The organism is Microvirga vignae (assembly GCF_001017175.1).
Lineage (GTDB): Bacteria > Pseudomonadota > Alphaproteobacteria > Rhizobiales > Beijerinckiaceae > Microvirga > Microvirga vignae.
Genome location: NZ_LCYG01000043.1, coordinates 1 through 19661, shown reverse-complemented (window position 1 = coordinate 19661; position 19661 = coordinate 1). Strand labels below are relative to the sequence as shown.

Here is a 19661-nt window from a genome sequence, read left to right as displayed (position 1 = left end):
CACCAGTCGAAGCGGGCGGTTGCTCTTCGAGAGGCTCTCCACTATCAAGCATGTCCCACATCCCGAATACGCCCGGATGGCCTCGTGGCGGAGTGGTGACGCAGAGGACTGCAAATCCTTGCACCCCGGTTCGATTCCGGGCGAGGCCTCCACCTTTCCGACGAGCACCTGACACTCCGACGATCATGGCGCGAAGTGAGATGAGCCGGAATGTTGCGCTCCATGTCGATCGTGTATCCGACTCCTGGCGTCAGCCTATGAAGCACGATTGACGCAGAGCTTTGCACAGAGGGGATATGGACCCGCGCTATCCGCCCCATCCGGGCATCAGATTGATCCGGATGCCTCGCTGGGCCGCCGCCCTGGTGCTGATTGCTGCCGTCTCGCTGGGCCTTTTGCTGATCGTCCTGGCCGCAGGACTTGCGCTGATCCTCATCCCTGCGGCCATCATCACCGGCATGATCCTGCGGTGGCGCCTTCGCCGCAGGATGGCGCAAGCCCGCCGAGCAGGGGAGATTATCGACGTTGAGTACCGCATCATTGAGCGGGAGCAATAACTGTCTTTTCCGGGACAGAATGGTCCCGAGCGCTGTCCAGAATCGGGGACAGGGCGCCGTGGACCCGCTTCAGCCGGAGGGCACATCCGGCTCTTGTTTTCAGGAGCACCCCATCCGATGTCACGGGGTCCTGACGGTGAAACCGGTCCGATGACAATTCATTTTCCCTTCGACAACACCTACGCCCGCCTGCCGAAACGCTTCTTCGCACGCATAGCGCCCACCTCGGTCACGGCTCCAAGACTCATCCGGCTGAACCGGGATCTCGCGTTACGGCTCCGCCTCGACCCGGATCGCCTCTCCTGTCCGGAAGGCCTTGAGCTTCTGTGCGGGAACCGCGTTCCGAATGCGGCAGAGCCCATTGCCATGGCCTATGCCGGGCACCAGTTCGTGCCGCAACTCGGCGACGGCCGCGCCATCCTCCTCGGCGAAGTGGTTGATCGAGACGGCATCCGTCGGGACATTCAGCTCAAAGGTTCAGGTCCGACACCGTTCTCGCGCCGCGGCGACGGGCGCGCGGCGGTCGGGCCTGTGCTGCGCGAGTATCTTGTCAGCGAGGCGATGGCGGCGCTCGGGCTGCCGACAACGCGTGCGCTCGCCGCCGTGTTGACCGGCGAGACGGTGCTCCGCGAGATGATGCTTCCCGGAGCGGTTCTCACCCGGGTGGCATCGAGTCATGTCAGAGTCGGCACATTCCAGTTCTTCGCCGTCCGGCAGGATGTGGAGGGATTGCGCCTCCTCGCGGACTACGTCATCGGACGGCACTACCCACAGGCCGCTGAGAGTGACAATCCGTATCGCGCGCTCTTGGACCAGGTGATCGCCGCCCAGGCCGATCTCATTGCCCGCTGGCTGCACATCGGCTTCATCCATGGGGTCATGAACACCGACAACATGTCCATTGCCGGCGAGACGATCGACTATGGTCCGTGCGCTTTCATGGACGCCTATGATCCTGCAACAGTCTTCAGCTCCATCGACCAGCACGGCCGCTATGCCTATTGCAACCAGCCGCGCATCGGCCTCTGGAACCTGACGCGGCTGGCCGAGGCGCTTCTGCCGCTCCTGTTCGAGGATGAGGAGAAGGCCGTCGCCGAGGCGAATGAAGCACTCGGCGCTTATTCAGGCAAATTCGAAGCGGCCTATCATGCAGGGCTCCGGCGCAAGCTCGGGCTGCTGACGAAGCGCGAGGAGGACCCGACGCTCGCCGGGGACCTTCTGAGGGCCATGGCCGAGAACCAAGCCGACTTCACCCTGACCTTCCGGCGGCTGAGCGATGCCGCCGCCGGACCCGAAGCGGACGAGGCTGTCCGAAACCTCTTCATCAACCCGCTTGCTTACGATGCCTGGGCCGCCCGCTGGCGGGAGCGGTTGAGCCATGAGCCGCAAGACGGCGCCAGCCGACAGGCTGCCATGCGAGCCGTCAATCCGGCTTATATCCCTCGCAATCATCGCGTGGAGGCAGTGATTCAAGCTGCGGTGGAGCGGGACGACTTTGCTCCCTTCGAGGAGCTTCTGATGGTTCTCTCGCAGCCCTACGAGGATCAGCCGGCGTTTGCTCACTACGCCGAACCGCCGGAGCCGCACGAGCGTGTCCATCGGACATTCTGCGGGACCTGAGGCGGCAAAGGGCCCGCGCCACGGGACGCAGCCTTTGGCAGGTCGCCGATCTGGACCGCCGAAGCCACCGCGACCGGTGCTTCGTCCGCGAAACTTGTCAGCCTGTCCCGGGGCCGAGGCGTCTCGGATGCATCGCGAGACGGCGATGGGAGATCAGGCCGATGCCCCCGAGCGGAGCCCAGCGCGTCCAACGGGATTCAGGTCCCCAATGCCATTGCGCATGTGGGGTCACGCCGAGGCGTCGGCCCTGCTCACCGGCATCGACGCCGATCGGCACTTCAACGACATCCTGACCCGCCCAGTCATGGCTGTGATACCGGATCTCCCGCCGGCAGTGAGGGCAACGCGACGCGAGAGCATTTCTGAGCGGCCATGGATTGTCCGCGAGGTCGGGAAGAACCGCTCGAGTCCTGGCATAAGCGTCGCCATAGCCCGTCATCGCCTGGGCCGCCTCAAGGCCGAGCGGCATCCTCCGCAGCGTTTCGGCCCTGTAGGCGAGGAGAACCGTCTTTCGGCAGGTGCGGTGCCAACACTGGTCCTTGCGGAGAACGAGCATGATGATCCCGTGCCGGCCGTTCCCAGACCAGTGCAACTGCCCGCTGAGCGCGCCAGAGACGAACTCGGGGATGGCGAGCGATAAGCCGTCGATCTGCACCTGCGCCTCCGGCCGGCCGTGCCGATCCTTCCCGACCGTGGTTTTGAAGGCCGGCAGATACGGATCGGGCTCGCGCCAATAGCGGTGCAGGGCCGCGGGCTCGTGAGCGACCAGCCAGAGGGCGCGAATGCCTGAAGCGGCATAGCGCTCCTGCCGCTGACGGTAGGCTTCCTCGCCCTGGAGCTGGACCTGGGCCTCGACGGCGACGGTCCAGGCTTTTCCGGGCCGGCGGCACAGGACATCCGCCCGCCAGTCATGGCCGTCAGGCGTGGTCCCGGATTGCTCCGGGAGAGCATCCCAGCCTGCGGCCCGGGCGCCGATCAGGCTCTGGGCTTTGATGTAGAGATGGAGATCGCTCTCCTTTGCTCCTGTCGTCGGTTGTCCGGGAGGATGAGCGAAGAACCGTGTCCCGAGGCGTGAGACCTTGGGAATGGCCCGTCCTTTCCCATGGGGCATCCACGCGTCGCGGTTTTGCGCCGATCTCAGGTGCTCCCATTGATGATCGAATAGCAGAGGAGCAACAAGCGGCTCCCCTGAGTGGGTGTAGGCGAGCAGGGGCATGACGCGGCTTGTACCACCTCCAGGAGTCCGTAGCGCATGGGATTTTCAAGCTCCGCAGGCGTCGGCAGCATGCTGGTACCGGCCCCGCCCTCCGCCGACATTCCCCTCCGATACAATCCCGAGAGCGGAAGCGTGTGAGCGCGAACAGCACCGGAAACGCGGCCTTTTACGCTTGATTGACCTTCTGCTGCCGGACAATGCCCTATGAAGGTCGGATCCGGTCAAGAGCTGGCCATCCACTCCCGCAGTTTCGTCCAGCGCCTCTTCGTCTGTCCACCTCTTACCGCCATTGCCACAGCCTTCTTCTGGCCGACCAATACGACCAGGCGTTTGCCCCGTGTCACGCCGGTATAGAGCAGGTTGCGGGCCAGCATTGTGAAATGCTGCGTGACGACAGGAATGATGACGGCCGGATACTCCGAGCCTTGCGACTTGTGGATCGTGGTCGCATAGGCGGGCACCAGCGTGTCGAGTTCACCGAAGGGATAGGAGACCTCGCGCCCGTCAAAGGAGGCGATTAGCGCTCCCTCCTCATCATCGATCCGAGCCACCGTGCCGAGGTCGCCATTGAACACCTCCCGGTCATAGTCGTTCTGCGTCTCCATCACCCGGTCACCCGGCGAGAAGCGCCAGCCGAACCGTTCCACCTTGGTGGGAGGACTGGGATTGAGCACCTCCTGAAGCTGGATGTTAAGGTTGCGGGCTCCGAGGACTCCCCGGTTCATCGGGCACAGCACCTGAATGTCCTTCATTGGATCGAGCCCGAACCGGCGCGGCATGCGCTCCTTGATCATCTGGATGATCTTCGGTACGCCCTCCTCAGGATCATTGATCTCCAAGAAGTAGAAGTCGCTCTCCTCGCCTGCCTTTGGCGGCTCTGGCATCTGGCCCTTGTTGATGCGGTGGGCGTTCACCACAATCCGGCTTTCCGCCGCCTGCCGGAACACCTCGGTCAGGCGAGCCACCGGCATGCGCTCTGAGGCAATGATGTCGGCCAGAACTTGCCCTGATCCGACTGAGGGCAACTGGTCTACGTCGCCCACCAGCAGCAAGCCCGCATGGGGCGGAACCGCCTTGGTGAGCGCATTCATCAGCGGCACGTCGACCATCGAGGTCTCGTCCACCACCAGCAGATCGCAGTCGAGCGGGTTCTCCTCATCACGCGAGAAGCCACCATGCTTCGGGTCGATCTCCAGCAGCCGGTGGATGGTCTTGGCCTCCAGCCCGGTCTGCTCGGTCATCCGCTTGGCCGCGCGTCCGGTGGGAGCCGCCAGCGCCACCCGGACACCCTTGGCGACAAGCAGGCGCAAGATCGCGTCGAGGAGGGTCGTCTTGCCAACACCTGGGCCACCGGTCACCACCGCTACCTTTGAGCCGAGCACTAGTTTCAGAGCCTCGCGTTGCGAGGCTGCCAGGGTCTTGCCCGTCCGGCTCTCGACCCAAGGAATGGCCTTGTCGAGGTCGATCTCGGGCCAGGGTGGTGGACCCGACGCCCTGTCGATGAGCCGGGAGGCAATCGCTTGCTCGGCCAGATGAAGGCCCTTCAGGAAAAGGCAGGTCTCATCGCCAATGGTGTCAGAGACGACTTCCCCCTTCGCAAGCTCGTCCAGGATTGCCGGGCGGATCATGGCTTCATCCACCTCAAGCAGTTGTTCTGCCAGACGGGTGAGAGCTTCGACCGGCAAGGCGCAGTGACCTTCGTCGGTAGCGGTCTGGAGCGCAAACGAGATACCGGCCCGGATGCGCTGCGGCGCGGTCTTTTCCATTCCGAGCTTGGCCGCGATGGCATCCGCCGTCCGGAAGCCGATCCCGCGTACGTCCTTCGCGAGACGGTACGGGTCCTCGGTCATGACCTGAACAGCTTCATAGCCGTAGGTCTTGAAGATGCGGACCGCCCGAGCCGTCCCGACCCCATGCGCGTGCAGGAAGATCATAATCTCCCGTACCGCCTTCTGCTCGGCCCAGCCCGCCACGATCTTCGAGGCTCGCCAAGGGCCGATGCCCGCTACCTCAGTCAGACGCTCCGGTTGGGCCTCAATGATTTCAAAGGTGTCCACGCCAAAGGCTGCCACGATCCGCTTGGCCATGGCCGGTCCGATGCCGCGCATCTGGCCTGAAGCGAGGTACTTCTCAATGCCTTCCACTCCGGTCGGCGGGGTGGTCTTGAGCACCTCAGCCTTGAACTGGAGCCCGTGCGTGCGGTCGCTGATCCACAGCCCGCTGGCGGTGATCCATTCCCCTGCGGATACACTGGGGGTATGGCCGACGACTGTCACAAGATCACGCTTGCCGCGCGTGTGGACTTTCAGAACAGCGAAGCCGTTGTCGGGATTGTGGAAGGTGACGCGCTCGACTGAGCCCGCGAGAGTCTCAAGGGCAGGCCTCTGATCCACTTGTGAGGATCGAATCATCTGGTTCATGGTGCCTGCCGGGAATCGTTCCCGGCCTCTCCGACTGTATCGCTGGATGGCACCGCTGACGAGGATGCTCTCCGTCCTGAGCGGCAAATGTTCTCTGTTTGTTTCGCGGCTTTTTTGCGGCGATTCGGATTGACACCAGCGCCGTCCATGGGAATCCCGAAGCCGCCTCCAATGTTGGACGGGCAAGGGCAAAAGCCGGGTGCGAGGAAGGTTCTGCCCGGTTTCCACAGGCAACAGAAAAGATGGTTAACAGCCAGCTAACGATGCCGTACTCCGGGATTGGATGCGGACCGGGAGGTTGGGATGGAGAGTGGATCGGATGGCGGGCGACCTTCAATCTCCGATACCGAACTCCTGCGCCGGATCGGACAGGATCTCCGCTCGATCTATGCGGAAGTCATCAAGCAACCGCTTCCTCCGCGCATCCAGGCAACTCTGGCTCTGATCGATCGCGAGCAAAGGCTTGCGGAGCAGCCCGGTCGCACGCTGCCGTACTGAAAGCGCCTGTACTCAAAGGTCAGGTGGCCAAGCCGTGCGATCAACGCCGGCCACGATGACCAAGCCTGTAGCTTGGAGGTTTTAGTCCTCAGGCACAGGGCTGTATGAGCGGCCGAAGTTGGGTCTGGCCGCTCCATGAACCGGATACGAGATAGCTCGCTGAGATCAGCTCAGGCAGCCTTCAGATTGACTGTTTCCTCGGCAAGTTGAGTCAAACCTCGTAGGTCTTCTTTTCCTCCTGAAGCGTCTGCACGAGCAGTTTGACCGCCTTTTTCATGCCGAGATGCGCAGCCCAGGTCCTCAGCGTGCCATAGCGCGAGATCTCGTCATGCTCGACCGACTGTTGAGCGGCAATGACGGCAGCATCGAAGGCCTCGAAATCCGTGAAGTCCTGCATGAGGTCCTTGCTCTCCTGGACGAGGCCCTGAACGGCCTCGCACGTCTTGCCCCGGGCAGGCTTGTCCAGCATCGCAAAGACCTGCTCCAGACGTTCGATCTGAACCTCCGTCTCGTCACGATGCTTTTCGAGGGCTTGGCGGGGAGCTAATCGGACTCTGCGGCCCTCGCCATTTTCGGCTGGGCTCTCAGAATCTGCTTCTCGGCGTGATACACGTCGCCGGTATACACGTCCTTCAGGGTATCCAGGAAAGGATCGTCGAGGGTTTTCTGCTTGGCCGGTATGGGATCTCCTTACCAGGTCATCCCAACCCAACAGATCTCATTGCCGTCTGTTCCCCAGCGAGGCTCCGCATTATGGACGTCGGCGCAAAGCCTCGATATGGGGCCCATGGGCATCAGCGAATCCATTCGCTCTAATGTAGGTGCGTAAAGGCTGGAAATGCTGCCGTCCAGGAACAAGGTGTTGGCGCAGCCCAACTGATTGCGGAACAATCGGGCGAATGTGCTGAACGTGACCGGATCGTCTGATATCGCGAACACGACCGTGTGTTGATCTTTCACCCCGACACCGTTGCGGATCTTCAAGGACGTGCTCTGCTCCGAAAACTTGGGATGAAGGCGCCCATTGATGACGAGCATCGGGCCTGACTGCGTCGCGTGATCCGGCCTGATCTTCCACTTGAGATAGGTATCCGTTTCCAACACGCCGGCCTGACTGCCTTTGACATAGAAGGCGCCGTTGGGCTTGAGGTGGAAGTTTCCGGGCCCGTTCCTGTTGTTGGCTGCCTTCAGTTCCTTTCCGTTCTCGACATAAAGCCCCACCGGCGAGCGATCCTCGTGGTACATGCCCGCATTCATCGCGAAAGCAACGCGTGCACCCTCCGGCGTCTCTTTCAGCCGACTGAAAGAGCCGAGCACATCCCCGTCCGGCCCGCGCCAGAACAGCTTCACTTCGTACCGGCTGCAGTAGTCGGTACTTGATCGAACAGTTGGCGTCAGAGAGTGATCGGATTGAGCCTGTCCGACAGGATCAGGCTGCAATCATTTTCTCCTTTGCTGCGATCTAGTCGAGCCCGAGGAATGCCGAAACTACTTCACCGCCGCAGGCCGAATTACGCACCAACGTCTGACGGATCCTCAGCAGGGCAGCTCAGGTCCTGCAGCTCGCACCAGCAGGTCTCAGTCGCCAGGACTTGCTGCTCGGGAGCACAGGATTATCAGGCTCGGGTTCGTCGCCCCGCACGTGTCGCGCGATGATCACACTTCACGGTGCGTGCGCCCAGCGGCCAGGCGCAGAGAAGCCTTAGCGCCTGTGACCTTGGGCTGATCGAAGTTGAGGTTGCCGAGCTTCCAGGATTGCAGAACCACAGAAGCATCCCCGATCGACTTCGGCTTCACGCCGCCCTCCGTGGCGCGCTCAATGGTCAGGGCCTTCCCGCTCCAGTCGAGCAGGAGGCGGTCTTCCGATCCGAAGCCAGCGCTATCCCACAACGCCCGCGGCAGGCGGATGGAGGTGTAGTACCGGTCCGGGCGCTTGGCGTCGGGAATCGACTTCACCACGACTGGCGCAGAGCCCGCTTTGGGCGCGAGTGCCTCGTTCCCCTTGGGGAGCCGGCGCTGCTTGGATGGCTTTCTCGTCTCCGTCGTAGTCGGTGCCGGCCCTGGTTCCGAGCCGATCGGACGGTCGACCTCTTGGATGAGGTTAAGCTCTAATGCCGGTTGCTCCTCAACCTTCATGTCTTCGGTTGCAGGCTTTGTGGCCTCACCTGTGGGAAAAGGTGGGCTCGGGATTGATCGAACCGCACCGGCAACCTCCCGCAGACCACCGGAAATCCCTTCCGCCGACTGCACCACCAGAGGCGCCAGACGTGCGATGGCCTCGATCTGTTGGCCTCCAAGAGCCACCAGCTTGCTCACCTGCTCGGCCATGAGCTCCATGGTGGACCGCAGGCCTTTCAGATCCGCGGCCATCCCGGTCAGGGCGTGCTCGACTTCTGGTGACAGAGCCGGCGAGGGGGCGCGCTGCTGCGGAGCCGGTAAGGCGGATGGTTGAGACGGCGGCGCCGCGTTCGGGCGGAAAACCTCGGCTGCTAGAGCCTCGGGCTTGCCCAGATGCCGAGCCAGGATTTCGGCCGTGTCCCGGCGGCGCTTGTTCGACGCTCCAGTCTCGCGCCGTGGCATGTTAGATGACTTCATCTCCTGACCATGGCGAGGGTGAGCTAAGCAGGCCGGGCAGATGTCGAAGGAGGGAGCGCGACCAAGCAGCCAGCCGCGATCGCTGAAGTAAGCTTTGACGGCATCATCGCTGGTAGGCCTGGAGGCTTCATAAGAGTCTGTGCTGACACATTCCGAGCAGCGGATGGTGAAGCGGAATTTGGAAGGAGCGCCACCACTACGGGTAATCTGCGGCTCGAACTGACGTGCGATGCCGGGCATCTAGTAAATCCTGATCGTTAGAAAAGATTCAATCGAGGAGGAAGGACGCAATGTCACGACCATTTCATCCAGAAAAGAGCTTTAGGGTTTGGCAAGCTATTAGCACTCAATCGATAAGACTCCAACTAGATTGGTGTGGGGACATCCTACCCATGCAGGGAATATTGCTTCGTTTTTTAGTTTCTCAGTTCACGCACATTTCTGCAGCGCAATTTGTATGCCTCGGCCAGATGCTGTTCGAGCCTAAGCAACGAGCGCGGCGTCTATAACAGTCATATCCCAACGAACCGCTAGCATTGTGGGCTATACCGCTTGGACAAATGTCATGAGCATCGATCAAATGAGGTCGGGACAATCGTCGAAGTACCTATGACAGATCGATCGACTAGTCTTTGGCCAGAAACTCTAAGGGAGATTTTTGAGGCAATATCACGTCCATCTATATGGCATAAGACAGATCCAGACCAGTCTGCGCTGGACCGAGCTAACGGTCCCTGCATATCGCATATCATTGATCCCACTACGATACCTTTCGCTGAAACGACCATCTTTCGTGGGTTCATCTCAGCAGAGCAGGCGAAGCCCACAACGGACCATTCACCAAATGGCGTATCACTCGCTGGTGTTGGACGTGCTTGACGTAGAGACGCCTCGACACTTCCATCCCATACATCATCGGCCGAAAGCCCATTTGCAGCTTTAAAATCCTGTAGCGCCGAGCGGGAAACGAGTCCCCAGATCCCCTCAGGCTGATACCGGTAGTATCCTAGCTCTGATAGTCTTGCCTGAATCAGATTTGCATCAGACGGATTTAGAGGGTGCAGCGTTGTTCCCATGACAGACGCGAACGGGCGATACAACCCCTCTGCCTCCGTTGCTGGATCAGGAGGGGCGTACCATTGTGGAGCTGTTGCGGACATACTACCGAAAAGTGCGGTCTGACTTGGAAGATCCCATTCGTCAGTGCTGGGGAGGCCGTTAGCTGCTTTGAAATCACGCAAGGCAATACGTGATCGCGGCCCCCAGACCCCATCAATTATCGACGTTTTCAGGAAGCCGCGCTCTCTTAGTCGAAGCTGAACTTCCACTGCAACTTCGAGGCGTGTCAAATCTCGCGGAGCCTCTACGGAGCCGGCCGGTCTGACTGTGAGCATCAATGGAGAGCTAGAGGGGAGGGACGATGATGGCTGAGTCTTGGACCCATCTCCCGCCGCTGGAGGTTCTTCCACAGGAGTCGACGGGCGGGTAATTGCTGTAGCAGGGCTATCCAGCGGGGATGCTTGGGACGGTTACGCCTCTCGATTCTGTTGTACGCCGGGTTGCCCAAAAGCACGTCTAACAGCGGCCGCTTCTCGCTCAACGCACGACTTCCAGAGTTGGGCGCCATGGCTTCTAGGGCACGTCTGATCAATCCATTGACGGGCCTCGGAAGACAAATCGGAGACGTTTGGCAGAGATGAAGAGAGGGCTGCCACTTGTCGTTCGGCACAGCTTCTCCAGAGCTGAGGCCCATGGCTAGCAGGACACGATTGCATAACCCAAATTTGCATTTCGGGTGCCAATGCACTTACAGCAGGCCATCCCGGCGCTCGGAGGGCAGCAATCTGCCGACTGACGCACGACGTCCATAGCGACGGCCCATAGGAGCGGGGGCAGGTTTGCTCGACCCAACGGCGATTATCCGGATCCAACGCCGACAAGTCTTCTGAAGTGGTCTGTGCTCTGGCCTGCCCACCGAGTGCAGCGAGGGTGAGTATTAAAAGTAGGCGGGCGGACTTCATAAGATCTGCGCCTCTCAGCACCGTTGACAAGTGTGTGTGATATTTATTGCCCGAGTGAGTGACTTGGGGATCATGGGTTTAGTAAACGATTCCGAGTCGGGCGAGCGTCTCATTGTCCATGTAACCAGTCGCTCGAAGATGCTGCGCAGTTTGAAATGTTCGGATGGCCAACTGCGTATCCGCAGATAGCCGGCCGTCGATCGGGCCATAGTAATAGCCACGCGCTCGCAACTCGACTTGGACACGCATCACCATCACTTCCGCCGCCACAGGTCGCGATGCTACCGTTCCAGGAGAGTTAGCATTGCTGTTGCCGGGAGCAGGCTGCAAAGGAGCCACACCACTGACAGGCGGTGTCGGGGGGCGGGGCGCGGACCCAGCTCCGCCCACTGTGCTCGGCGGCGGTTTAGGAATGTACAGCCCGGGTGCCGTAGTCGTCTGCCCTGGTTCGGGCGAACCGATCGATGGCCTATATCCTCTGCTCGTGGGAGGCGCAACATATGGGTTTGAAGCCGGAGGGGTGTAGACAGGCGGTGGGCTGTAGGTGGGCGGAGGTGAGTAGCTATAGCCTCCTCCAGAGCCCGAATAATGACTGCTATGACTGCGGTGGCTTGAGTGACTGCGATGGCTCGAATGGCTGCGGTGTCCCGCGTAGAGCTGCCGGCCATCAATATAATTCGGACGCTCGAACGTGAGTGGACGACCTTGAGATCCTGGATCCGATCCTGCGACACCTTCAGGTAAGACCGTCAATGCAGCGTCCGCGGGCGACCAGACCGTTGCTACTGCTGTTGCCGGCATTGCCCAGGCAAGAACGTTCTTGATGAATGCTGTCCAGTTGCGCTTCATGCGATTGCCTTAGATTCGATTGCCTGGATGCCCTTGCTACGCCAGCCGTCGCCTGCGGATCTGAAGAACCCGCAGCAGGCTTCACGCAACGTGCAACTTTGACACTCCGGAACGAAAACGTTCTTCCAATCGGAGATGCTCTGACGGGCAAATGGCCGTGCCTGATCTGGGAGCAGGCAGAGAGGGATATTGTAGATCGACACCGTGATACCTCGCCGCCACAGGTAGGCTGCAGCTTGGCTTAGTGTGTCAGCGTACTCAATTGGGTCGATCCAGAGTTTATCGCGATTAGAGCGTGCATAACCCATAGGCTCAAGGCCCATGAGTGCCACATGCTCTGCAAACGGTAGGTTCCAGTACAGGAACTCGACCAACTCCTGAAGGCGGTGGACCGTCTGACGATGCAGAACACAGCGGATCTCGATACGATGGTCGCGCTCCGCGAGGTTATGAAGGCCGTTCACCGTTTCATTGAAGGCCCCATCGGCCTGAACAACATAATCGTGGTCTGTTGCATTGTCAGCGTACACTGGGACCGCCCACACCACCTGACCTGCTGATTGATCAAACGAGCGGACAAAGGCACGATCCGCAAAGAGCCGTCCGTTGGTGAGTACGTGCAGGACTGTGTTTGGCAGATATTGCTTTGCTGTTCTCAGGATTTCGACCAGACCGTCACCAAGGAGGCACGGCTCCCCGCCCGTAATTCCGAGAACTGGCAGGTCACGATCAATAAGCTGAAGCAGGTCAATCATCTCGCCAATCCGCCAGCTGTCATCCTCCTCCCGCGGCGGCTGGCTGCACATGAGACATTGGCTATTGCACCGCTCGGTTGCGAACAGCGTGTTAGCGTTCGCACCACGTCGGTAGAGAACGTTTACTTGTCCAGACGGGTGGACCCGCACCACATCCCCTGGAGCGACAACTGCAGGCATCGTGAGCGAGTGAAGCGTTGGAAGCGGCGATGCAAGGCTGCCGTCTTTATCAAGAATGGCACCGGCTCCAATTGCAACCAGCGCACTGAGGTCAACCCCGTCGAGTTCACGCAGATCAATCATCGCCCGCGGAAGTGGAAAATCCTGGCGGAGCGCCTCGGCTAAGGAGAGCACCTTGTAGAGAGCCGAAGCTCCGTGGCCGGCGACTGTGCCTCGTGTATGAAGCGGAAGGGCCATGACACTATGCTGCCTTGGCTACAGAGGGAACGCCATGGACCCAATCTTCAAAGATTCCGAGCGTAGCGGGGTCGCCTTCGGCAAGATGGTTGAAGAGAATTCTAAAGAGTCCCATATGCCGCTGGCAGTGTTCACTCTCGGCTCGGTGCCCGACAGGATCTCCGTGACGGGAAAGCGAACCTGCCGGATCGGGACCACAGTAGGGTACGAAGGCGCAATCGGAACATCCAGGGAGCGTTTCGGCAAGACCGGACGCTGCTAGGAGCTCCATCGCGGGGGACCGCATGAGAGTCTGGAAATCATCGGTCACTGATCCGAGGCGCAGGGTATCGTTGCCAACCTCCTTGAGCATGCGTCCCTCGTCGGAGGCGTACACTCCGCCATCGTAGTTATAGACGAGTGTTCCGAAGCCACTGCCGACGGGAGAGCGCAGATCCACGTAAGGTGTCGGAAACGGCGTCAGGATACTAGAGAGCAGAATCTTGGCGTAAGCCTCTTCAATGAGGTACCCGCTCCTGTTGATCTCGAGGATGTGGCTAAGCGCGGTCTTGTAAAATCGCAGGTAATCCTCGACCGCGTAGCCGAGCCGTCGCTCTGACTTGTTTGCGAATCCATAGGGGCTGAGGGGCCGCAGGAAGATGGATCGGAAGCCGAGCCGCACATACTGATCAACGATCTCCTTCGGCCGCTCGAGGCTGCGGCGGGTGAGGGTAGTGAGTGCGGATACACTTTCGTCCCCAAGAGCCTGGCGTGCGCGTTGAAGGCCCTGGACGGTCAGTTCATGGGCGCTTCCACCCGGAAGCGGTCTGTTTGCATCATGAAGGTCTGCTGGACCATCCAAGGACGTTGAAACCTGGAAATCATGGATGCGCATGAACTCCAGAATTTCATCAGTCAGGTGGTGCAGTGTCGACGTGATTGAGAAGACGATCTGGCGGCACTCCTGAACATTCCGGGCTTGGATGAGTTCAACAATGCGACGAATGACAGGGAAGGCGAGAAGCGGCTCCCCACCCTGAAACTCGACAGTAAGGTGGGGGGAGGGGCTATCGAAAAGTCGATCCACGGCCGCGGCGGCAGTCTCTAGAGACATGTCATAGCGCCCAGCCGAGTGCAGTCGGCGCGAGACTTGGCAGTAGTGACAGCCATGGTCACAGCCAAGCGTCACGACGAAGATGTGCAGAGACGGTCCGCCGCGAAGGAAGGACTTCCTTGTGCGCAGTTTTGTTGCCAGGAGGCGAACCGCAGTTTCTGGAGATGTCTTGTAGAGAAGGTGCTTCGCCTCAAGTCCTCTCAGAGTGTTCCCATCAGCGAGTGGCTCTCGGCGAGCGAACGCCGCAAAGGTGCTTGGATCGAGGACGTGGAAATCTCCAGCCTCCGAGGTCACTAGGACCTGTCCGGTATCAAGGCGCATGAACCTGAAGGGGAGCTGGCCGTAGTTCCCAGTTGAGGAGGCCGCTTGAATGGCGCGCTGCTCATTCATCGGGGCTTAGTCCCCATGGCTTCGCTGAATGCCGTTTGCCAGATGCGGCTTCGTAGATCGGAAGTCTCTCTCTCGATATCCACGCGAATGCTGAAATCGATAAGCGCCGATCGCAGCCTCCAAGCGAGGCCTGATTCAGATTGGCCATCGCGGGATTTCAGGGTTAGCCGGATGCGACCCTCATCGATCGTGACAATATCGATCTCGGCTTCGTGGGAGAGCCAATAGCAGGCTCGGAGAACCGCCTCACGGGGATGGACGTTTGGGTCAACCTCGATGACGTGTGTCTCGGTAACGGGCTCAGAAATGGGGAGGGGCATGGGAACGGAAACCACTGCGTCAACCTACGCTGGGCGGGTGGAAAGTTGATATATTGCGGCGATGCACAATTAATAAAGTATTGGAGTTCTTGCGTGAGAATGAGAACTGCCACTTATATTCGCCTTTAAGATGATCTTTCGGCGAATGTTACGGGACTACTTGGACAGGATTCTCTGTCTTAGTAGTTTCGGCATGACCAAGTTCCTAAATTTGACATGCGCAGGACTGTAAACAACATCGTTGCTCAACATTTATGCTCTCCATCCTGAATGGCCTCTGAGACTCTCTCCGAGACCGCATTTGTTAGCAGCCTACCTTCTTCTTGATCGCTTCAACCTGAGAAAGCGAACGACACACGTTCTCACAGGGAATTCCGTCATCGTCGCCATCGGCACGGCTATAGCCTCCGCACCACATCTCAACGGCTTCCTCGCAGGTGCTGACCGCCTTGCAGCTTCTGCGCTGAGCCATCAGGGTCTCTTTGACGCGTCCCACGCTCATGGAGGGCGTGCCTTGATCGGGGCTGCCAACAGCTCCCGCTGCTTCGAAGGAGCTAAGAGCCATGAAACCCGCTAGAGCGAGCGTTGTAAGCTTGTGTGTCATCTGTGCCCCACTTTATTGGATCTATGCAAAGGGATTCTTGACCTGCTGAGGCGTCTCTGTCGGACCGCTCTCATCAGGCAATTCCTTGTCTTGCTCCAATGCCTTCACAATAGCGTCGACAGCCGATTTCAGTGCCTTGGCTTTCTTGAGCCCAGTCTTATCGCGGGTCACGTCCAAGGAACCGTAGACGGCAATCTTGTCAGTCCCGTTCTCGATGGTGAACTCGCCAATGCTCAGTGAGGCACTATCGTCTGAGAAGGGTTGGAACTTCTTGGTCATGGGCGGCGTCCGAATTGATCGATGGCATCAAGAATGTCTCCGACAAAGCCACCCGTTGAGGGGCGAGGGGAGTGCAACGGCGCTTCCTCTTCGACAGAGGGCCTCGAGACACTCCTTCCGCCCCCTCTCGGTCGCCGCAGTTGCGGAACAGGCAGGCCGGTCGTGGTTTGCTTCACCGATGCAGACAACTGAGGGAATGCGTCTATGCCCGAGAGTTGCTGCAGTTCGGCCAGCGAGATGATCCTGTAGTCATTCCCGGGCTGGTTAGAGACAAGATAAGCTCCCGCGATGTTGCTCTGAGGATCATAGACTGCCTTTGCTATGTGAGTGGGCACTAGGACACGCCCTTTCAGAGCCTGAAGGTTCTCACCTTGGAAGATAGGACCGGTCACCACGTAGACTTCATGGCGCTCCGAGTAGTCCCGCACAGCCCGCTCAATGCTCTCCCACAGGTTCCGGTTGTTATCGGAGTTCTGCGGGACCATGTTGGCCAATGAAAAGGACTCATTCATGCCTTGGGGCGTCGTCATGTCTCCCGCTGGAGCCATATGCCCACGGTCAAAGCCGCTGCGAACATAGTCAGATAGTTCCGCCCGCTCGTTGGGCGGGAGGTTGGGATCGGCGTGGAAGTTATTCAATCGGTTGAGTGCCCGAGCCCCTTTCACTCGCCTAGGGGTAAGATGTTCGGCCACCCAGAGCGGAGTACGGGTCAGTCCAGAGTGGAGAAGGGCAAATTCCGTGTAACAGATCTGCCGGGTTTTTGGTGCGAGCTTCGGATTGGTAAGTATCGGCGCGGAGCCGCCGAAGAAATGCTGAGGACAGGCTGCTGCTACGGCATGAGGGACGATGAGGAATGCCCCGAGGAGGAAAGCAAGGAAGTGGTTGGGCTGTCTCACGGGGTTCTCTTAAGGCGGAGGAGGCTGGACAGGAGTTTCGCAGGTCCGTTCCATACGAGCAAAGTGAGCTTCTTGAGGGTTTGGGCCTTGGTAAGATTGGTAGGACTCGTGAAGATGCCTCTGAAATGTGGTCGGCGGCGAAGTCCGTACTCCCGGAGTTCGACGTCACTCAGGAGCCGATGAGGGCGTTGCCGTGAGTGCGGCCTAAGAGGGTTCTGTTGGCGCGATCAGCAAACCTCTTACCATAGATGTCATCTTTCTTAGGCCTTTGGACTCTTACTTCAAGCTATCCCCAGCGCATGTCGTGCTGAGCGACTAATCTGGAGCCCCAGATGAAAAAGCCCGCAGGATAAACCTACGGGCGATCGGTTCGACGGGAGCGAGAACCACCCGTAATCACTCGCTACGGCATCCCTGTCGCAGTGTAGCTGTAGGACGAGGTCCCGTATGCGATTAGCAGTAGCCGCTGCGGCCACCCTGCTTGCAGCCAGCTGCACGGCCGCCGCAGTTGGAACCATCCTTGGCAGTGTCGTAGGAGTTTGTACATGCTTTCGCCGAAGAGATGGATGCGAGCGGCGAGAGAACGAAAGCAGCGCCAAAAGCAAAGGCGGTAAGGAGCTTCATGAGGAACTGTCCTGATTAGGATTGAAAAGAACAACTATGGCACAGCAGGAGGGCGTGCCGCGAACATAAGATCCCATGAAGGCTTGCCACATTCAAGCCGCAATTTGCCGTCGCGGTGAGACTTTGCGGTGACTAGAGAGATCGTACGACGGTGTATTGTGGCTCGACGGGCGAATGTCCTTGCCGGTCGCGTATCGAGATAACATTTCGCATAACAAACATTTTGACAAGAAGTTTGTAACCGGTGCCGTAGCAAAGTCCTCTCGTCCAGGAGGATTCCATGCGCGCCAATCGACGACTGGCACAGCTGTGGCTCGATGCGCTCGCGACTGAGCTCGGCGCATCAGCCGGCACCATCGACACCTACACCGATGACCTCAACTGCTATCTTATCTGGCTTGATGAGAACAGCCTCGGCCTGGACGATGTCGGCCTGGAGCAGGTCCGAGACTACATCGCCGCTCTTGATCAGCGCGGCTATGCCGGATCGACCATCGCCCGGCGCATCACCGTGGTCCGGGGGCTTCATCGCTTTCTGATTGTTGAGGAGCTCGGCTCACGCGATCCCACCTCGACCATGTCGGCCATGCGGCGGCCCAGGAAGCTCCCGTTCGTCCTGTCGATTGCTGAGACCGAGGCTCTCCTGGAGACCGCCCACAGGCTCGCCGCTGATCCCTCCGTTGGTCTCTACCGTCAGGCTGGTTATGCCCGAAGGGCTGCTCTGTTCGAGACGCTCTACGCTTCGGGCATGCGCATCAGCGAGGCGCTTTCGCTGCCGTCCGACGCCGCACCGGCCGGCACCCGCATGCTGCTGGTGCGCGGCAAAGGCGACAAGCAGCGGCTCGTGCCCCTGCACGATCGCGCGATCGAGGCTATTGCCCACTGGCAGAAGCTGGCTGCCGCCTATTCGGGAGGGGCACCTTCCCCATGGCTGTTCCACTCCGTGCGCAACGGCACGAAGGCTTTGACAAGACAGGCTGCCCTGCTGGAGATCAAGGAAGCTGCCGTAGCGGCAGGGCTTTCCAGCCCGGAGCGGGTGTCGCCCCACGTGCTGCGTCATGCCTTTGCCACCCATATGCATTCCGGCGGCACCGACTTGCGCGTGCTGCAGGAGCTCTTGGGGCATGCTGGCATTGAGACCACCCAGATCTACACCCATCTCGACACCTCTCGGTTGCACCAGATGGTCCGAGACCTCCACCCGCTCAATGACGAGGAGCGCACAACAGCCGTCTGAACGCTGGATCAATGCGTGCGCGTGGTTGTGGCAGCCGCGCACGATCGGCAGCCCCCAAGCGACAGCTCTTAGACCTTGCCCGTTAACGATCTGGCGACATGCATCTCGCTAGTCTTCCCCGCCAGGCTCAGGCGTGAGCCTGGCTCATCGGCGGGGCGGAAGGTGCGGGAATGCGAGCGCAGGCTGATCTTTTCTTGGACTACGACGCACCGCTAGGCCCAATCCGGCGGTCCGCGGATGAGATCATCGTCGAGGCCAAGCCTTGTCGCGAATCCTTCAAAGCTCCCGACTATGAGACTGCTGCCCGGATGCTGGAAGCAACCGGTGACTATCGTGTCCTTCGCCGCTTGCAGCCCCGCCCCATCGTGGCGTCACGTCCGCCTCGTCAGGGCGAGAGGATCGCCGTCATCGTGGATACCGAAACCACGGGCCTCGATCACACGAGGGACGAGGTCATCGAACTCGGGATGGTCGCCTTTCTGTACGATGACGACGGCCGGATCGGCGATGTGATCGGCACATTCAATGGCCTGCGCGAGCCGAGCGTGCCGATCAGCCCTGAGATCACCCGTCTGACCGGCATCACGCCTGACATGGTTGCAGGTCAGGTGCTTGATCTTGCGGCGGTCGAGCGGTTCATTGAGCCGGCGGATCTCATCATCGCGCATAATGCCCGCTTCGATCGCCCCTTCTGTGAGCGCCTGTCCGAGGGCTTCCAGGTTAGGGCCTGGGCCTGCTCCCATTCCGAGATCGCCTGGAGCGGGTTCGGGTTTGAAGGATCGAAGCTCGGGTACCTTCTGACTCAGTGCGGCTGGTTCCACCAAGGTCACCGGGCCGTCGAGGACTGCCATGCCCTGCTCGAGGTGCTGGCAGCGCCCCTGCCCTCCGGAGCCGGGTTCCCCTTCGGGCATCTGCTGGCTTCGGCGCGGAAGGCGCTCCTGCGGATCTGGGCCGAAGGCAGCCCGTTCGACATGAAGGATGTGCTAAAGGCGCGAGGGTATCGCTGGAATGACGGCACCGACGGCCGGCCGAAGGCGTGGTGGGTGGAGGTCGACGAGGAGACCTTTGAGGCCGAGCTCATCTTCCTGCGGCACGAGGTTTACCGGCGCGAGGTCGAGCCCTTCAGCCAGAGGATCACCGCCTTCGAGAGGTTCCGGTCAACACGCTAGGAGGCCACCATGAAGCGGCCCGCGAAACGCCAAGCCAAAAGCTGGGTCCTCCAAGAGCTGACACGCAGCCTAGAATAGCGCAGCGGCCCCTGTCTCGATGA

General features: G+C 60.0%; 17 protein-coding genes, 1 tRNA gene and 1 pseudogene. 6 read left to right on the top strand and 13 right to left on the bottom strand.

The window, feature by feature from the left end:
• Positions 1-78: 78 nt before the first annotated feature.
• From AA309_RS17345 to AA309_RS17335, 3 genes are all read left to right on the top strand, one after another.
• Positions 79-152: transfer RNA gene (locus AA309_RS17345), tRNA-Cys, on the top strand.
• Between the two features lie 144 nt (positions 153-296).
• The gene (locus AA309_RS17340; RefSeq protein WP_047190282.1) at positions 297-557 is read left to right on the top strand and encodes a hypothetical protein; all 261 of its coding nucleotides are present in this window, start codon (positions 297-299) and stop codon (positions 555-557) included.
• 150 nt (positions 558-707) lie between these two features.
• On the top strand, positions 708-2177 hold the full coding sequence (locus AA309_RS17335) for a protein adenylyltransferase SelO (protein ID WP_047190281.1): 1470 nt from the start codon (positions 708-710) through the stop codon (positions 2175-2177).
• 97 nt (positions 2178-2274) lie between these two features.
• Here the strand turns inward: AA309_RS17335 and AA309_RS32160 are convergent, their stop codons facing one another.
• Complete coding sequence (locus AA309_RS32160; protein WP_052954792.1) at positions 2275-3393, bottom strand: hypothetical protein; 1119 nt, start codon at positions 3391-3393, stop codon at positions 2275-2277.
• A 221-nt stretch (positions 3394-3614) separates the two neighbouring features.
• Positions 3615-5813 (bottom strand): SF1B family DNA helicase RecD2, encoded by a 2199-nt coding sequence (gene recD2 / locus AA309_RS17325; RefSeq protein ID WP_047190280.1) that lies wholly within the window; start codon positions 5811-5813, stop codon positions 3615-3617.
• Between the two features lie 303 nt (positions 5814-6116).
• Between recD2 and AA309_RS17320 the strand changes: the two genes are divergently transcribed.
• The gene (locus AA309_RS17320; RefSeq protein WP_047190279.1) at positions 6117-6311 is read left to right on the top strand and encodes a hypothetical protein; all 195 of its coding nucleotides are present in this window, start codon (positions 6117-6119) and stop codon (positions 6309-6311) included.
• Positions 6312-6481: 170 nt separating this feature from the next.
• On the opposite strand, the pseudogene AA309_RS17315 reads toward AA309_RS17320, so the two are convergent.
• The 11 genes and pseudogenes from AA309_RS17315 to AA309_RS17275 form a co-directional block, all read right to left on the bottom strand.
• Positions 6482-6992 (bottom strand): annotated as a pseudogene (locus AA309_RS17315) (YciE/YciF ferroxidase family protein).
• A gap of 9 nt (positions 6993-7001) precedes the next feature.
• The gene (locus AA309_RS17310) at positions 7002-7709 is read right to left on the bottom strand and encodes a phosphodiester glycosidase family protein (protein WP_244470398.1); all 708 of its coding nucleotides are present in this window, start codon (positions 7707-7709) and stop codon (positions 7002-7004) included.
• Positions 7710-7967: 258 nt separating this feature from the next.
• On the bottom strand, positions 7968-9146 hold the full coding sequence (locus AA309_RS17305; protein WP_047190278.1) for a hypothetical protein: 1179 nt from the start codon (positions 9144-9146) through the stop codon (positions 7968-7970).
• A 323-nt stretch (positions 9147-9469) separates the two neighbouring features.
• Entirely contained in the window at positions 9470-10300 is an 831-nt protein-coding gene (locus AA309_RS38045; protein ID WP_084731338.1) for a peptidoglycan-binding domain-containing protein, read from the bottom strand.
• A 705-nt stretch (positions 10301-11005) separates the two neighbouring features.
• Positions 11006-11176: a peptidoglycan-binding protein gene (locus tag AA309_RS37745; protein ID WP_160310482.1), complete on the bottom strand. Its 171-nt coding sequence runs from the start codon at positions 11174-11176 to the stop codon at positions 11006-11008.
• Positions 11177-11772: 596 nt separating this feature from the next.
• Positions 11773-12948 carry a His-Xaa-Ser system radical SAM maturase HxsC gene (hxsC, locus tag AA309_RS17300; RefSeq protein ID WP_047190277.1) on the bottom strand — a complete coding sequence of 392 codons (1176 nt, stop codon included), beginning with the start codon at positions 12946-12948 and terminating at the stop codon, positions 11773-11775.
• 4 nt (positions 12949-12952) lie between these two features.
• A complete protein-coding gene (gene hxsB, locus AA309_RS17295; protein ID WP_047190276.1) occupies positions 12953-14431 on the bottom strand; it encodes a His-Xaa-Ser system radical SAM maturase HxsB in 1479 nt (492 codons plus the stop codon).
• Positions 14428-14751, bottom strand: a complete 324-nt coding sequence (gene hxsD / locus AA309_RS37740; RefSeq protein WP_047190275.1) for a His-Xaa-Ser system protein HxsD — start codon at positions 14749-14751, stop codon at positions 14428-14430. Before hxsD ends, hxsB begins: the two co-directional genes overlap by 4 nt.
• A gap of 304 nt (positions 14752-15055) precedes the next feature.
• Positions 15056-15223: an excalibur calcium-binding domain-containing protein gene (locus tag AA309_RS36560; RefSeq protein ID WP_280136914.1), complete on the bottom strand. Its 168-nt coding sequence runs from the start codon at positions 15221-15223 to the stop codon at positions 15056-15058.
• Positions 15224-15376: 153 nt separating this feature from the next.
• Entirely contained in the window at positions 15377-15634 is a 258-nt protein-coding gene (locus tag AA309_RS17280) for a hypothetical protein (protein ID WP_047190274.1), read from the bottom strand.
• The gene (locus tag AA309_RS17275; RefSeq protein WP_047190273.1) at positions 15631-16530 is read right to left on the bottom strand and encodes a DNA/RNA non-specific endonuclease; all 900 of its coding nucleotides are present in this window, start codon (positions 16528-16530) and stop codon (positions 15631-15633) included. Before AA309_RS17275 ends, AA309_RS17280 begins: the two co-directional genes overlap by 4 nt.
• Before the next feature lie 904 nt (positions 16531-17434).
• Here AA309_RS17275 and AA309_RS17270 point away from each other — a divergent pair.
• Together AA309_RS17270 and AA309_RS17265 are read left to right on the top strand one after the other, a co-directional pair.
• Positions 17435-18391 carry a tyrosine recombinase gene (locus tag AA309_RS17270; RefSeq protein ID WP_047190272.1) on the top strand — a complete coding sequence of 319 codons (957 nt, stop codon included), beginning with the start codon at positions 17435-17437 and terminating at the stop codon, positions 18389-18391.
• A 170-nt stretch (positions 18392-18561) separates the two neighbouring features.
• Positions 18562-19560, top strand: a complete 999-nt coding sequence (locus AA309_RS17265) for a 3'-5' exonuclease (RefSeq protein WP_052954791.1) — start codon at positions 18562-18564, stop codon at positions 19558-19560.
• The last annotated feature ends 101 nt before the right edge of the window (positions 19561-19661 follow it).